The sequence below is a fragment of the Enterobacter roggenkampii genome, from assembly GCF_001729805.1.
GTDB lineage: Bacteria > Pseudomonadota > Gammaproteobacteria > Enterobacterales > Enterobacteriaceae > Enterobacter > Enterobacter roggenkampii.
Genome location: NZ_CP017184.1, coordinates 4,240,247 through 4,254,488 on the forward strand (window position 1 = coordinate 4,240,247; position 14,242 = coordinate 4,254,488).

General features: G+C 54.3%; 16 protein-coding genes. 14 read left to right on the forward strand and 2 right to left on the reverse strand.

All coding sequences use genetic code 11. The features are described 5' to 3' along the window. Positions 1 to 18 precede the first annotated feature (18 nt). Positions 19 to 1,062: a rod shape-determining protein MreB gene (mreB, locus tag BFV67_RS19825; protein ID WP_000913396.1), complete on the reverse strand. Its 1,044-nt coding sequence runs from the start codon at positions 1,060 to 1,062 to the stop codon at positions 19 to 21. Between mreB and BFV67_RS24410 the strand changes: the two genes are divergently transcribed. Next, a complete protein-coding gene (locus BFV67_RS24410) occupies positions 1,031 to 1,264 on the forward strand; it encodes a hypothetical protein (protein ID WP_162230876.1) in 234 nt (77 codons plus the stop codon). The two genes, mreB and BFV67_RS24410, sit on opposite strands and share 32 nt — an antisense overlap. 80 nt (positions 1,265 to 1,344) lie before the next feature. On the opposite strand, the gene csrD is transcribed toward BFV67_RS24410, so the two are convergent. Continuing rightward, positions 1,345 to 3,285 carry an RNase E specificity factor CsrD gene (gene csrD / locus BFV67_RS19830; protein WP_063618048.1) on the reverse strand — a complete coding sequence of 647 codons (1,941 nt, stop codon included), beginning with the start codon at positions 3,283 to 3,285 and terminating at the stop codon, positions 1,345 to 1,347. 182 nt (positions 3,286 to 3,467) lie between these two features. On the opposite strand from csrD, the gene acuI reads away from it, so the two are divergent. The 13 genes from acuI (at position 3,468) to BFV67_RS19895 (ending at position 14,165) form a co-directional block, all read left to right on the forward strand. Then, on the forward strand, positions 3,468 to 4,442 hold the full coding sequence (gene acuI, locus BFV67_RS19835; protein WP_069598829.1) for an acrylyl-CoA reductase (NADPH): 975 nt from the start codon (positions 3,468 to 3,470) through the stop codon (positions 4,440 to 4,442). 77 nt (positions 4,443 to 4,519) lie between these two features. Further along, positions 4,520 to 5,521, forward strand: a complete 1,002-nt coding sequence (gene msrP / locus BFV67_RS19840; protein WP_069598830.1) for a protein-methionine-sulfoxide reductase catalytic subunit MsrP — start codon at positions 4,520 to 4,522, stop codon at positions 5,519 to 5,521. Then, entirely contained in the window at positions 5,522 to 6,121 is a 600-nt protein-coding gene (gene msrQ, locus BFV67_RS19845) for a protein-methionine-sulfoxide reductase heme-binding subunit MsrQ (protein WP_069598831.1), read from the forward strand. It begins immediately after the preceding gene. Positions 6,122 to 6,355: 234 nt separating this feature from the next. Next, positions 6,356 to 6,808, forward strand: coding sequence for a type II 3-dehydroquinate dehydratase (aroQ, locus tag BFV67_RS19850; protein WP_008502855.1), 453 nt, complete (start codon positions 6,356 to 6,358; stop codon positions 6,806 to 6,808). A 21-nt stretch (positions 6,809 to 6,829) separates the two neighbouring features. Continuing rightward, on the forward strand, positions 6,830 to 7,294 hold the full coding sequence (gene accB / locus BFV67_RS19855; protein WP_008502856.1) for an acetyl-CoA carboxylase biotin carboxyl carrier protein: 465 nt from the start codon (positions 6,830 to 6,832) through the stop codon (positions 7,292 to 7,294). A 10-nt stretch (positions 7,295 to 7,304) separates the two neighbouring features. Next, positions 7,305 to 8,654: an acetyl-CoA carboxylase biotin carboxylase subunit gene (gene accC, locus BFV67_RS19860; protein WP_003860388.1), complete on the forward strand. Its 1,350-nt coding sequence runs from the start codon at positions 7,305 to 7,307 to the stop codon at positions 8,652 to 8,654. A gap of 108 nt (positions 8,655 to 8,762) precedes the next feature. Then, complete coding sequence (locus BFV67_RS19865) at positions 8,763 to 9,005, forward strand: YhdT family protein (RefSeq protein WP_021242290.1); 243 nt, start codon at positions 8,763 to 8,765, stop codon at positions 9,003 to 9,005. Next, a complete protein-coding gene (panF, locus tag BFV67_RS19870; protein ID WP_008502858.1) occupies positions 8,995 to 10,446 on the forward strand; it encodes a sodium/pantothenate symporter in 1,452 nt (483 codons plus the stop codon). Before BFV67_RS19865 ends, panF begins: the two co-directional genes overlap by 11 nt. An 11-nt stretch (positions 10,447 to 10,457) precedes the next feature. Further along, entirely contained in the window at positions 10,458 to 11,339 is an 882-nt protein-coding gene (gene prmA, locus BFV67_RS19875) for a 50S ribosomal protein L11 methyltransferase (protein ID WP_063418696.1), read from the forward strand. A 127-nt stretch (positions 11,340 to 11,466) separates the two neighbouring features. Continuing rightward, the gene (locus BFV67_RS19880) at positions 11,467 to 12,207 is read left to right on the forward strand and encodes a carbonic anhydrase (RefSeq protein ID WP_069598832.1); all 741 of its coding nucleotides are present in this window, start codon (positions 11,467 to 11,469) and stop codon (positions 12,205 to 12,207) included. A gap of 330 nt (positions 12,208 to 12,537) precedes the next feature. Beyond that, a complete protein-coding gene (gene dusB, locus BFV67_RS19885) occupies positions 12,538 to 13,503 on the forward strand; it encodes a tRNA dihydrouridine synthase DusB (RefSeq protein ID WP_008502861.1) in 966 nt (321 codons plus the stop codon). Positions 13,504 to 13,526: 23 nt separating this feature from the next. Further along, on the forward strand, positions 13,527 to 13,823 hold the full coding sequence (fis, locus tag BFV67_RS19890) for a DNA-binding transcriptional regulator Fis (protein ID WP_000462905.1): 297 nt from the start codon (positions 13,527 to 13,529) through the stop codon (positions 13,821 to 13,823). Between the two features lie 177 nt (positions 13,824 to 14,000). Next, a complete protein-coding gene (locus tag BFV67_RS19895) occupies positions 14,001 to 14,165 on the forward strand; it encodes a DUF2556 family protein (protein WP_008502862.1) in 165 nt (54 codons plus the stop codon). Positions 14,166 to 14,242 lie beyond the last annotated feature (77 nt).

Consider the following 14,242-nt stretch of genomic DNA (forward strand, 5'->3'; position numbering starts at 1 on the left):
CTACCCTCTCAAACTCGACTACTCTTCGCTGAACAAATCGCCGCCGTGCATGTCGATCATTTCCAGCGCCTTGCCACCACCACGGGCGACGCAAGTCAGTGGATCTTCTGCAACTACGACAGGAATACCTGTCTCTTCCATTAACAGGCGGTCGAGGTTACGCAGCAGCGCACCACCACCGGTCAGAACCATACCGCGCTCGGAGATATCGGACGCCAGCTCTGGTGGGCACTGTTCCAGCGCGACCATTACCGCACTCACGATACCCGTCAGTGGCTCCTGCAGTGCTTCCAGAATTTCGTTGGAGTTCAGGGTGAAACCGCGTGGAACACCTTCAGCCAGGTTGCGGCCACGTACTTCGATCTCGCGCACTTCATCGCCCGGATATGCAGAGCCGATTTCGTGTTTGATGCGCTCTGCGGTGGCTTCACCGATCAGAGAGCCGTAGTTACGGCGCACATAATTAATGATGGCTTCGTCGAAGCGGTCACCACCGATACGTACGGAAGAGGAGTACACCACGCCGTTCAGAGAGATAACGGCCACTTCAGTGGTACCACCACCGATATCCACCACCATGGAACCGGTCGCTTCAGACACAGGCAGACCTGCACCGATTGCCGCCGCCATTGGCTCTTCAATCAGGAACACTTCACGCGCACCTGCACCCTGAGCAGATTCACGGATTGCGCGACGCTCTACCTGGGTTGCGCCAACCGGCACACACACTAGAACACGCGGGCTTGGACGCATGAAGCTGTTGCTGTGAACCTGCTTGATGAAGTGCTGAAGCATTTTTTCAGTCACGAAGAAGTCAGCGATAACGCCGTCTTTCATTGGGCGAATAGCGGCGATGTTGCCAGGGGTACGACCCAGCATCTGCTTCGCGTCATGACCCACTGCGGCTACGCTTTTCGGCGAGCCTGCACGATCCTGACGAATGGCCACAACGGAAGGCTCATTCAATACGATGCCTTGTCCTTTTACATAAATAAGGGTATTCGCAGTACCCAGGTCAATGGACAGGTCATTGGAAAACATGCCACGAAATTTTTTCAACATACTAAGGGATAATCCTGAAAGCTGGGGCGGAAAACAAAATCCGCTTACTTTACCAACCACACGCAGCAGCGACAAGGCGCAAAAATCATCTGCAACGGTGAAAATTTGTGCAGTACGTTTCCTGATGTTACAAAATCATCCCCTGACTCCCTCAGGGCTGAGTAAACAGCAGCACTCCTTACTGACCTTTGTAACCCGTTAAAGGTCGTTTACTGGCTTTTTGCTCGACATACTCAAAGCTACAGGCGCGATATTCTACGTGAAAACAGCGTAAACGGCAGGTCAAACCGAGTATCTTTGCAAATATTTTTTCACATTGGTGTCAAGCGGCTGAGAGGCAGCAAAAAAATCCCCCTGACCACCCATTACACCGCGCTCTGTTAACATTTGCCATTCGCCTCTGGCGCGTACGCCCGCGGCAAACACCTGTGTTCGCGTTCCTTTGCACGCCTCAACCAGGCTCTGTACCAGCAGCTGGTTTTCCGTGCGCTTTTCAATATTCCTTACCAGCCCCGGATGTAGCTTTAATAGCTCCACATCCAGCTCCTTGATCCAGTTGGTGCTGACCAGCGTCAAACCTGCCTGCGTCACCGCGACGCGCGCGCCGAGCGCGTTGATCAAACGAACCACCGGACGTAACCGGCTGATGTGTTGACCTACATCCGCCTCAGCAAGTTCAAAAATAATGCGTTTGCGTTGCGATTTTTCGCATTGCATTAATGTATCACGCAGCCAGCGCTGAAAACGCGGGCGTATTAATGACTCCACGGTGACCTGTAACGCCAGGCTCTCTTCAGGCCAGAATGATAAAAACGGAATCAAGCGGCTAATTTGCTGACGGTCATACTCTTCGGACAGCCCAAATTGCAGCACCATTGGCAGATATTCCGCAGAAATAACCTCTTCCGTACCGTCAAAAATACGACACATCAGTTCACGGTGATGAACGTTGCCGTTTTTCATGACCGCGGGTTTTTGATAAATACGCGGTCCGCCGCGACTTAGCATTTGCTCAATCAACGTACGCCAGCGCACGTTACCGCGCCCTTTTTCCGGCAGCGAATCATCATAGACCGCCCATCCGTTCGCGCCCTGCAGCACGGCGTTGCGGGTGGCCGCTTCCGCATGCTCCATCACCTGTTCTGTCGATTGTCCGCCACGCCAGGCGCAGATCCCCATGTGGACCATATCGTCCCTGTCGAGCATTTTGCTCTGCGGCAGCGCATCAACCGCCTTCAGCAGCTGGCTGGCGATGCTTTCCGACTCCTTCAGCGTCCGATGCGGCAGCAACACGGCAAAGTCGCTGCGGTGGTAGCGGGCCAGCAGCGCGCCCGGGTAGCGCATAATAAAGGTGGAGAGCAGGTTGATCAGCGTAAAGAGATTTTCTTCCGCGGCCCGCTGTCCCCAGGTGTCGCGCAGGAGATCGAAATCAGGCAGGCGAACCATCATCACCACCCCGTGCGTCCCCACTTTTTCCGAATCGTCGAGCAGCGTGGCGAGCTGATTATCAAAGAAAAGGCGGTTGTTGAGGCCGGTTTTATTATCCTGCGCGGCATAGGAGCGGATCAGCGTATCCATACGGCTGCGCTGGTCGCTGGCAAACTGGATTTCCGAAAGCAGCGTATCCAGCGCGCTGCTGGCGCGTGACGGCCATTCGTGGACTGAACCACGGACCTGCGGGCCGCGTTCACCGTTAAGGATCCGCACGGAGCGCATCTCCAGCAGCTCCTGGCCGGAGAGCTGGCGGCGCAGCCAGCGGACCGCGAGAAAGATCAGCAGGACGATAAACGCCACCGCGACGGTGAGCGGCGCGGTGGTCATCATGGAACGGAAATAGCTGGCCATTGGATCGAGATAGACCATGCGTATGGTCATCCCCGGATTTTTAAGGGAATGTACGGTCACTTCCCGATACTGGCTCACCACGCCCGCAGGCCGATAGCTTCCCGGGCGTTCGTGGCTTAACACACGATGCTTTCCCTGCTGAATGTCGATCTGAACAATATCAACAGGTACCATCAACTCATCGAGCTCCCTGGAGAGTGCCGGTAGCGGCGTCGTCAGCAGACGCGTATCAATTACCGACGCGACAGACTGTACCCGGTTAACCAGCTTGTCCTGAATGGCGTTGTAAAAGCTCAGAGAGCAGCCCAGAAGGGTGACAAAAATGGTAAGCCCCGTCAGCAAGGTGATAAAAGCTGAGAACTTCGTCGTTAATCGCATCCTTGAGATTACTCCGTGGGTTGATGGGGTAGCGAGTAAGCGCTAACTTGCATTTCAAATGCGGCATACTACCAAATCGGGTGTATCTGGCAATTTATTGCGTTAAATCGGCACTGCGTTTCCCTGAGCGAGTATAGTCTTCAGAAATTATTTTCCAATCATATGAGTCGAGAGGACCCCGTATGCAGGCTTTGATCTTAGAACAGCAGGACGGCAAAACGCTTGCCTCAGTGCAGGCGGTAGAAGAGAGTCGCCTGCCGGAAGGCGAAGTAACCGTCGACATCGACTGGTCCAGTTTAAATTATAAAGATGCGCTGGCGATTACCGGGAAGGGTAAAATCATCCGAAATTTCCCTATGGTGCCGGGTATTGATTTCGCTGGCCGGGTACATACCAGCGAGGATCCGCGCTTCCATCCGGGCCAGCAGGTCCTGCTCACCGGCTGGGGCGTAGGTGAAAATCACTGGGGCGGGCTGGCCACGCAGGCGCGCGTGAAGGGCGACTGGCTGGTGCCGATGCCGAAAGGTATGGATGGCCGCAAGGCGATGATCGTCGGCACGGCAGGCTTTACCGCGATGCTGTGCGTGATGGCGCTGGAAGACGCAGGCATCCGCCCTGAATCGGGGGAAGTTGTCGTCACCGGTGCCAGCGGGGGCGTGGGCAGCACGGCAGTGACGCTACTGCACAAGCTGGGCTATCAGGTTGCGGCGGTTTCCGGTCGGGAAAGTACCCACGATTACCTGCGCCAGCTCGGTGCAAACCGCATTCTCGGCCGTGACGAATTCGCCGAAACCCGTCCACTGGAAAAACAGGTCTGGGCGGGCGCGGTGGATACCGTCGGTGATAAAGTGCTGGCAAAAGTCCTGGCGCAGATGAACTACGGCGGCTGCGTGGCCGCCTGTGGGCTGGCGGGCGGATTTGCCCTGCCAACCACCGTGATGCCATTCATTCTGCGTAACGTCCGCCTGCAGGGCGTGGATTCCGTGATGACACCTGCGGCTCGTCGTACTGAGGCATGGGAACGTCTGGTGCGCGATTTGCCGGAATCTTTCTACACCCAAAGCGCCACGGAGATTACGCTCAGCCAGGCACCGGACTATGCCAGTAAGATCATGGAAAACCAGTTCCACGGTCGCGCGCTGGTGAAAATCGCCTAATCTTCAAATTTTCGTGACATATTCGCGCGAATCACTCTCCTCCGTCATGCTTAGGAAAACGCATGACGGAGGATGCCATGAAAAACCGAAAACTGACGGAAGCCGACGTAACGTCCGAGTCTGTCTTTATGTTACAGCGCCGCCAGATCCTGAAAATGCTTGGCATCAGCGCCACCGCGCTCTCGCTCTCGCCTTCGGCTCACGCTGACCTGCTCGACTGGTTTAAAGGCAACGATCGGCCGAAGGCCCCTTCCGGCGCCCCGCTCACCTTTACGAAACCCGCCCAATGGCAGAACAAACTGACGCTTACGCCGGAAGATAAAGTGACGGGCTATAACAACTTCTACGAATTTGGCCTCGACAAGGCCGATCCTGCGGCCAACGCCGGTAGTCTCAAAACCGATCCGTGGACGCTGAAAATCGACGGCGAAGTGGCAAAACCCCTGACGCTGGACCACCACGATCTGACCACCCGTTTCCCGCTCGAAGAGCGTATCTACCGCATGCGCTGCGTGGAAGCCTGGTCGATGGTGGTGCCCTGGATCGGCTTCCCGCTGCATAAATTGCTGGCGATGGTGGAGCCCACCAGCAACGCAAAATATGTCGCTTTCCAGACGCGCTATGCGCCGGACGAGATGCCGGGCCAGAAAGACCGGTTCATTGGCGGCGGGCTGGAGTATCCCTACGTTGAAGGGTTACGCCTTGACGAAGCCATGCACCCTCTTACGCTGCTGACCGTCGGCGTTTACGGCAAGGCGCTTCCGCCGCAGAACGGCGCGCCCATCCGTTTAACCGTGCCGTGGAAATACGGTTTCAAAGGAATTAAGTCTATCGTCAGCATTAAGCTCACCCGCGAGCGTCCGCCAACCACCTGGAATCTGGCGGCTCCGGACGAATACGGTTTCTTCGCCAACGTGAATCCGCACGTGGATCATCCGCGCTGGTCGCAGGCGACCGAGCGTTTTATCGGTTCCGGCGGCGCGCTGGACGTGAAGCGCCAGCCAACGCTGCTGTTTAACGGTTATGCGGATGAAGTGGCCTCGCTGTACCGTGGCATCAATTTACGGGAGAACTTCTGAGTGCGTTTAACGGCAAAACAGATTACCTGGCTGAAAGTGCTGCTGCATTTAGCCGGAATACTCCCCTTTCTCTGGCTGTTCTGGGCCGCCAGCCAGGGGCTTTTTAGCGCCGATCCGGCCAAGGATATCCAGCATTTTACCGGTCGGATGGCTCTGAAATTTTTACTGGCCACCTTGCTCGTCTCGCCGCTGGCGCGCTACGCTAAACAGCCACTATTGATACGCACCCGTCGGCTTTTGGGGCTATGGTGTTTTGCCTGGGCCACGCTGCATCTGACCAGCTATGCCCTGCTGGAACTGGGAATTAACAATCTGACACTGCTTGGCCGCGAACTGGTGACGCGCCCTTATCTGACGCTGGGTATTGTGAGCTGGGTGATTTTACTGGCGTTAGCGCTGACATCCACGCAATATGCGCAGCGAAAGCTGGGCCGTCGCTGGCAGTTGCTGCATAACTTCGTCTATCTTGTCGCGATCCTCGCACCCATTCATTATCTGTGGTCGGTGAAGATCCTCTCTCCGCAGCCGGTCTTTTACGCGCTGGCGGCCGTGGCGCTTTTAGCATGGCGTTACAAGAAGTTCCGCCAGTGGTTGCGATAGTTCGCGAAACTGTGCGTTTTCCCGCAGATTGCCTCTCAACCGCAAATCTTTTTTGGATTGCGGTTGATAATCTTCCCTGATAAGACCAGTATTTAGCTGCCAAATGCTACGAAATCGTTATAATGTGCGACCTTGGTTCGCCTGACAGTGGTTTTTGGCCTCTGAAAAGGTGACATTTGCGCTTCGACGGTATATTTTGTTTTTTACCCGAAAATCGCAGGAGATAGCGGCATAATGACTGATAAGTTCCAGATCTTAGTTTTGAACGGACCGAACCTGAACATGCTCGGCACCCGTGAGCCGGAGAAGTACGGCACGCTGACATTAAGCGAAATTGTTAACCGTTTGAGCACGGAAGCAGCGTCGCTGAATGTGGATTTGGATCATTTTCAGTCAAACGCGGAGTACGCAATCATCGACCGTATTCATCAGGCTAAAGACAATGTGGACTATATCCTGATCAATCCGGCCGCGTTTACGCACACCAGTGTTGCTATCCGCGACGCACTGCTTGCGGTGAGTATCCCGTTTATCGAGATCCACCTGAGTAACGTGCACGCCCGAGAGCCGTTCCGTCACCACTCGTATCTGTCGGATATCGCTGCTGGCGTTATCTGTGGACTGGGCGCAGACGGCTATTCATACGCTTTACAGACAGCGGTAAAACGCTTGTCACAATCACACTAAACAAGAGTACGGAACCCACTCATGGATATTCGTAAGATTAAAAAACTGATCGAGCTGGTTGAAGAATCAGGCATCTCCGAACTGGAAATTTCTGAAGGCGAAGAGTCTGTACGCATCAGCCGTGCAGCCCCAGCCGCTAGCTTCCCGGTAATGCAGCAAGCTTACGCTGCGCCAGTGCAGCAGCCTGCGCTCTCCGCAGCCGTTGCACCAGCAGCAGCTGAAGCCGCACCTGCCGCTGCAGCAGAAATCAGTGGTCACATCGTACGTTCCCCAATGGTTGGTACTTTCTACCGCACCCCGAGCCCGGACGCGAAGGCGTTCATCGAAGTGGGTCAGAAAGTCAACGTAGGCGATACCCTGTGCATCGTTGAAGCGATGAAAATGATGAACCAGATCGAAGCAGACAAATCAGGTACTGTGAAAGCGATTCTGGTCGAAAGTGGTCAGCCGGTTGAATTTGACGAGCCGCTGGTCGTCATCGAGTAACGAGGCGTACATGCTGGATAAAATTGTTATCGCCAACCGCGGCGAGATCGCACTGCGTATTCTTCGTGCCTGTAAAGAACTGGGCATCAAGACTGTCGCTGTGCACTCAAGCGCGGATCGCGATTTAAAACACGTATTGCTGGCGGATGAGACGGTCTGTATTGGCCCGGCTCCGTCCGTAAAAAGCTATCTGAACATCCCGGCTATCATCAGCGCCGCTGAAATCACCGGCGCGGTGGCAATTCATCCGGGTTACGGCTTCCTCTCTGAGAACGCCAACTTTGCTGAGCAGGTTGAACGCTCTGGCTTTATCTTCATCGGCCCGAAAGCCGACACCATCCGCCTGATGGGCGACAAAGTGTCTGCGATCACCGCGATGAAAAAAGCCGGTGTACCAACCGTACCAGGCTCTGACGGCCCTCTGACCGACGACATGGATGCTAACCGTGCTCATGCTAAACGCATTGGCTACCCGGTTATCATCAAGGCGTCCGGCGGCGGCGGCGGTCGCGGTATGCGCGTTGTGCGCAGCGATGCTGAACTGGCACAGTCCATCTCCATGACCAAAGCAGAAGCGAAAGCCGCTTTCAGCAATGACATGGTGTACATGGAAAAATACCTGGAAAACCCACGCCACATCGAAATTCAGGTGCTGGCTGACGGTCAGGGTAACGCAATCTATCTGGCAGAACGTGACTGCTCCATGCAGCGTCGTCACCAGAAGGTGGTCGAAGAAGCACCAGCGCCGGGCATTACTCCGGAACTGCGTCGCTACATCGGCGAGCGTTGCGCTAAAGCGTGTGTCGATATCGGCTATCGTGGAGCGGGTACCTTTGAGTTCCTGTTCGAAAACGGCGAGTTCTACTTCATTGAGATGAACACCCGTATTCAGGTTGAACATCCGGTTACCGAAATGATCACCGGGGTTGACCTGATTAAAGAGCAGCTGCGTATCGCAGCCGGTCAGCCGCTGTCCATCAAGCAGGAAGAAGTTGTGGTGAAAGGCCATGCGGTAGAATGCCGTATCAACGCCGAAGACCCAAACACCTTCCTGCCAAGCCCGGGTAAAATCACGCGTTTCCACGCGCCGGGTGGCTTTGGCGTGCGCTGGGAGTCTCATATCTACGCCGGTTACACCGTACCGCCGTACTATGACTCAATGATCGGCAAGCTCATCTGCTACGGCGAAAACCGTGACGTGGCGATTGCCCGCATGAAGAACGCCCTGCAGGAACTGATCATCGACGGAATCAAAACCAACGTTGATCTGCAGATGCGCATCATGAGCGACGAGCACTTCCAGAATGGTGGAACCAACATCCACTATCTGGAGAAAAAACTCGGTCTGAACGAGAAGTAAGAGACCTGTGTTGTGAAAAGGCCGGATTATCCGGCCTTTTTTATTTCTGGGGCCTGGAAAGCCTCATCATGTACAATCCCCGCTTTCTTCATCCACAAGGGACAAAAAATGGACAAACGTTTTGTTCAGGCCCATAAAGAAGCGCGCTGGGCGCTGTGGCTGACCCTTCTCTATCTTGCTGCATGGTTAGTAACCGCTTACTTACCAGACTCTGCTATTGGCATCACCGGCCTGCCGCACTGGTTCGAATTGGCCTGCCTGCTGGTTCCGCTGGTGTTTATCCTGCTGTGCTGGGCAATGGTGAAATTTATCTACCGGGATATTCCGCTGGAGGACGATGATGCAGCTTGAAGTCATTCTGCCGCTTGTCGCTTACCTGCTGGTCGTATTTGGATTGTCCATTTACGCCATGCGCAAAAGAACGACCGGTGCCTTTCTGAACGAGTATTTCCTCGGCAGCCGTTCGATGGGCGGCGTTGTGCTGGCAATGACGCTGACCGCGACCTATATCAGCGCCAGCTCGTTTATTGGCGGCCCCGGTGCGGCCTACAAATACGGGTTAGGCTGGGTTTTGCTGGCGATGATCCAGCTGCCTGCCGTCTGGCTCTCGTTGGGCATACTGGGTAAAAAATTTGCCATTCTGGCGCGCCGTTACAATGCCGTGACGCTCAACGATATGCTCTTTGCCCGTTACCAGAGCCGCTTGCTGGTGTGGCTGGCGAGCTTGAGCCTGCTGGTGGCGTTTATCGGTGCGATGACCGTACAGTTTATCGGCGGTGCGCGTCTGCTGGAAACGGCGGCTGGCATCCCTTACGAGACAGGCCTCATCATCTTCGGGGTAAGCATCGCGCTCTATACTGCGTTTGGCGGATTCCGCGCCAGCGTGCTGAACGATACGCTGCAGGGAATGGTGATGCTCATCGGTACGATCGTTCTGCTGGTGGGGATTGTCCATGCGGCGGGTGGACTCACTCACGCGGTGGAAACCCTGGAAGCGATTGACCCGAAACTGGTCTCGCCGCAGGGCGCAGATGATATCCTCTCTCCGACCTTTATGACCTCATTCTGGGTGTTAGTCTGTTTCGGAGTAATTGGTCTGCCGCATACCGCCGTGCGCTGTATCTCCTATAAAGACAGCAAAGCCGTTCACAAGGGCATCATCATCGGGACGATTGTGGTCGCTGTCCTGATGTTTGGTATGCATCTGGCGGGGGCATTAGGGCGCGCGGTAATCCCCGATCTTACCGTGCCGGATCTGGTGATCCCGACGCTGATGGTCAAAGTGCTGCCCCCTTTTGCCGCCGGGATTTTCCTCGCTGCGCCAATGGCCGCCATTATGTCGACCATCAACGCTCAGTTACTGCAAAGTTCCGCTACGATCATTAAAGATCTCTATCTGAACCTGCGCCCTGAACAGGTTGAAAATGAACGTCGCCTGAAGCATATGTCAGCGGTGATTACGCTGGTGCTAGGCGCGTTGCTGCTGTTAGCCGCATGGCGCCCGCCGGAGATGATCATCTGGCTGAACCTGCTGGCATTTGGTGGGCTTGAGGCGGTATTCCTGTGGCCGCTGGTGTTAGGGCTCTACTGGGAACGCGCAAATGCTGCCGGTGCGCTGAGCGCGATGATTGTTGGCGGCGTGCTGTACGCCGTTCTCGCAACGTTTAAGATTCAGTACCTGGGCTTCCATCCGATTGTGCCTTCGTTACTGCTAAGTTTACTGGCGTTTGTGGTGGGGAACCGTTTCGGTCAGCCCGTCCCACAGCCCGCTATGATTTCTACTGATAAATAAAGAGTTTTGCCATGCCGTGGATCCAACTAAAACTGAATACAACCGGCGCGAACGCCGAAGAGCTGAGCGATGCGCTGATGGAGGCCGGCTCGGTCTCTATCACCTTCCAGGACACGCATGACACGCCGGTCTTTGAACCGCTGCCGGGCGAAACCCGCCTGTGGGGCGATACCGACGTGATTGGCCTGTTCGATGCTGAAACCGACATGAAAGAGGTCGTCGCGATTCTGGAAAACCACCCTCTGCTGGGCGCGGGCTTTGCGCACAAAATCGAACAGCTGGAAGACAAAGACTGGGAACGCGAATGGATGGATAACTTCCATCCGATGCAGTTCGGCAAGCGTCTGTGGATCTGCCCAAGCTGGCGCGAGGTTCCTGATGAAAACGCGGTTAACGTCATGCTCGATCCGGGTCTGGCGTTTGGTACCGGCACCCATCCAACGACCTCCCTGTGCCTGCAGTGGCTGGATGGTCTCGATCTGGATGGTAAGACGGTGATCGACTTCGGCTGTGGATCCGGGATCCTTGCGATTGCCGCCCTGAAATTGGGCGCGGCAAAAGCTATCGGGATCGATATCGATCCGCAGGCGATTCAGGCCAGTCGCGACAACGCCGAGCGCAACGGCGTTTCCGATCGACTGGAGCTGTATCTGCCGGATGCGCAGCCAGAAGCCATGAAAGCCGATGTGGTGGTTGCAAACATTCTGGCGGGTCCACTGCGCGAGCTGGCTCCGTTAATCAGCGTGCTGCCCGTTGAGGGCGGTCTGCTGGGACTTTCGGGTATCCTGGCAAGCCAGGCAGACAGCGTGTGTGAAGCCTACGCCGATCTTTTCGCTCTCGACCCGGTGGTGGAGAAAGAAGAGTGGTGTCGTATTACCGGTTGTAAAAAATAAGCATTTGGCGTGGTCCTCTGACCACGCCCCTCTTCCTCTGATAATCCTCTCTCCCTCTGCCATTCTTCGGTAAAATAACCCCACAAATCATGTTGATTTGTATTAAAAAATTCACCGGAAGAATATGATGAAACACATTACAGGCAAGGCAGCGCTGTTTGCGCTGAGCATGGTTTCGGCTTCAGCATTCGCATCACACTGGGGCTATGAAGGGGAAGGTTCACCGGAACACTGGGGTGAACTGGACGAGGCCTACAAGACCTGCCAGAGCGGGATGAACCAGTCTCCGATAAATATTGATTCGACCGCTAACGCCCATCTCTCCCCGCTGCAAACACACTACATTGATGGTCCTGTAACGCTGACCAATAATGGCCATACCATTCAGGCTAGCGAACAGGCTGACACCCGTGACACCATTACTCTGGACAAGCAAACCTGGACGCTCCAGCAGTTCCACTTCCATGCACCAAGCGAAAACACCGTGCACGGCAAGAAGTACGCGATGGAGATGCATCTGGTACATAAAAACAGCGCGGGTGAGCTGACCGTGGTAGCCGTCATGTTTGATAAAGGGGCTGAGAATCCGGAGCTGGATAAGCTGTGGAGCGTGATGCCGCAGCAGGCTGAACAGAACGTCTCCATTGAGAAGGATCTCAACCTGAACAAGCTGCTGCCGAAGGTGAAAACCTACTGGCGCTTTAGCGGATCTCTGACCACGCCACCGTGTTCTGAAGGGGTCACCTGGATCGTGCTCAAACAGCCGTTAACCGTCTCAGCAGAACAGCTTGAGAAATTTACCCATACCATGCATCACGATAATAACCGCCCGGTACAGTCTCTGCATGGGCGCGTTGTGGTCGAATAACGCCCATTCTGAGGCTTAATATCATGTTCTAAAATGCGACGCAGATCGCAAAGAAGAGGGAAAATCTGCTGCTAAAAACAGCAGATTATCCCGTTAAGGTAGGCCATTTATTCAGAAATGATGAGAAGTTACGGGAAATTGTAAGCGCTCATAAAATAGCCATTCCTGTCTAACACAATGATTTAAATAGTGAATAATTCTTAACGGAAAGATTGAGCGGCGATTCCTTGATCTACAACAGTGGATTGTTCAAAGTTTGGCCTTTCATCTCGTGCAAAAAATGCGTAATATACGCCGCCTTGCAGTCACAGTATGGTCATTTCTTAACTCATGCGCATCGGACACCACCAGCTTAGAAATCGCCTGATCGCAGCCCCTATGGCAGGTATTACCGACCGGCCGTTCAGGACGCTGTGCTATGAGATGGGAGCCGGTTTAACCGTATCCGAGATGATGTCGTCTAACCCGCAGGTTTGGGAAAGCGATAAATCCCGCCTTCGGATGGTGCACATTGATGAACCCGGTATTCGCACCGTGCAAATTGCCGGAAGCGTGCCTGAAGAGATGGCAGATGCCGCGCGTATCAACGTGGAAAGTGGTGCCCAGATTATTGATATCAATATGGGGTGCCCGGCCAAAAAAGTGAATCGCAAGCTTGCAGGTTCAGCCCTTCTGCAATACCCCGACCAGGTGAAAGCTATCCTGACGGCGGTTGTCAGCGCAGTGGACGTTCCTGTTACGTTAAAGATTCGCACGGGTTGGTCGCCGGAACACCGTAACTGTGTAGAGATTGCCCAACTGGCCGAAGACTGTGGCATTCAGGCCCTGACCATTCATGGACGCACGCGCGCCTGTTTGTTCAACGGTGAAGCTGAATACGACAGCATTCGGGCAGTTAAGCAGAAAGTTTCCATTCCGATTATCGCGAATGGCGACATAACTGACCCGCTTAAAGCCAGAGCGGTGCTCGACTATACGGGAGCTGATGCTCTGATGATAGGACGTGCCGCTCAGGGAAGACCCTGGATCTTTCGGGAAATCCAGCATTATCTGGACACTGGAGAGCTGCTTGCTCCCCTGCCTCTGGCAGAGGTTAAGCGCTTGCTTTGTTCGCATGTTCGGGAACTGCATGACCACTACGGTCAGGCGAAAGGGTACCGAATTGCGCGTAAACACGTTTCCTGGTATCTCCAGGAGCACGCTCCAGATGACCAGTTTCGGCGCACATTCAACGCCATTGAGGATGCCAGCGAACAGCTGGAGGCGTTGGAGGCATACTTCGAAAATCTTGCGTAATGAAATAAAGAGCTGACAGAACTATGTTCGAACAACGCGTAAATTCTGACGTACTGACCGTTTCTACCGTTAACTCTCAGGATCAGGTAACTCAAAAGCCCCTGCGTGACTCGGTTAAACAGGCACTGAAGAACTATTTTGCTCAACTGAACGGTCAGGATGTTAATGACCTGTATGAGCTGGTACTGGCTGAAGTTGAACAGCCACTGTTGGACATGGTGATGCAATACACCCGCGGTAACCAAACCCGCGCTGCGCTGATGATGGGTATCAACCGTGGTACTCTGCGTAAGAAACTGAAAAAATACGGCATGAACTGATACTAATCAGTTAAATGCTTGTGTAAAAAGGCGCTCTTCGGCATGGGGAAGCGCCTTTTTTATTCCCTGCTTCACTCCGTCAACGCTTTGTAAACCTTCACTTATCCCGCTTTAAAACCGCCGCTTTTGGTGTATATTTCCCCCACTTTACTGGCGCTCTTCTCGCGGAATGACACAATGATTCGTAAATACTGGTGGCTGGTTGTTTTTGCAATCTCCGTTTTGATTTTCGATGCACTTCTGATGCAGTGGATTGAACTGATGAGCACCGAAACCGATAAGTGTCGCAATATGAACTCCGTGAATCCCCTGAAACTCGTAAACTGTTCAGAGCTCGACTAGCCGCCTGATTGCGCAAACTCCCCGTGATTACCCACTAAAAACGGGGATTTAAATCCCTTTGAGCCATTACCCGACGG

Excerpts from the sequence above, each read along its gene's own strand:
- mreB (WP_000913396.1), bottom strand. The coding sequence starts at position 1,062 with ATGTTGAAAAAATTTCGTGGCATGTTTTCCAATGACCTGTCCATTGAC.
- csrD (WP_063618048.1), bottom strand. The coding sequence starts at position 3,285 with ATGCGATTAACGACGAAGTTCTCAGCTTTTATCACCTTGCTGACGGGG.
- acuI (WP_069598829.1), top strand. The coding sequence starts at position 3,468 with ATGCAGGCTTTGATCTTAGAACAGCAGGACGGCAAAACGCTTGCCTCA.
- msrP (WP_069598830.1), top strand. The coding sequence starts at position 4,520 with ATGAAAAACCGAAAACTGACGGAAGCCGACGTAACGTCCGAGTCTGTC.
- aroQ (WP_008502855.1), top strand. The coding sequence starts at position 6,356 with ATGACTGATAAGTTCCAGATCTTAGTTTTGAACGGACCGAACCTGAAC.
- accB (WP_008502856.1), top strand. The coding sequence starts at position 6,830 with ATGGATATTCGTAAGATTAAAAAACTGATCGAGCTGGTTGAAGAATCA.
- accC (WP_003860388.1), top strand. The coding sequence starts at position 7,305 with ATGCTGGATAAAATTGTTATCGCCAACCGCGGCGAGATCGCACTGCGT.
- BFV67_RS19865 (WP_021242290.1), top strand. The coding sequence starts at position 8,763 with ATGGACAAACGTTTTGTTCAGGCCCATAAAGAAGCGCGCTGGGCGCTG.
- panF (WP_008502858.1), top strand. The coding sequence starts at position 8,995 with ATGCAGCTTGAAGTCATTCTGCCGCTTGTCGCTTACCTGCTGGTCGTA.
- prmA (WP_063418696.1), top strand. The coding sequence starts at position 10,458 with ATGCCGTGGATCCAACTAAAACTGAATACAACCGGCGCGAACGCCGAA.
- BFV67_RS19880 (WP_069598832.1), top strand. The coding sequence starts at position 11,467 with ATGAAACACATTACAGGCAAGGCAGCGCTGTTTGCGCTGAGCATGGTT.
- dusB (WP_008502861.1), top strand. The coding sequence starts at position 12,538 with ATGCGCATCGGACACCACCAGCTTAGAAATCGCCTGATCGCAGCCCCT.
- fis (WP_000462905.1), top strand. The coding sequence starts at position 13,527 with ATGTTCGAACAACGCGTAAATTCTGACGTACTGACCGTTTCTACCGTT.
- BFV67_RS19895 (WP_008502862.1), top strand. The coding sequence starts at position 14,001 with ATGATTCGTAAATACTGGTGGCTGGTTGTTTTTGCAATCTCCGTTTTG.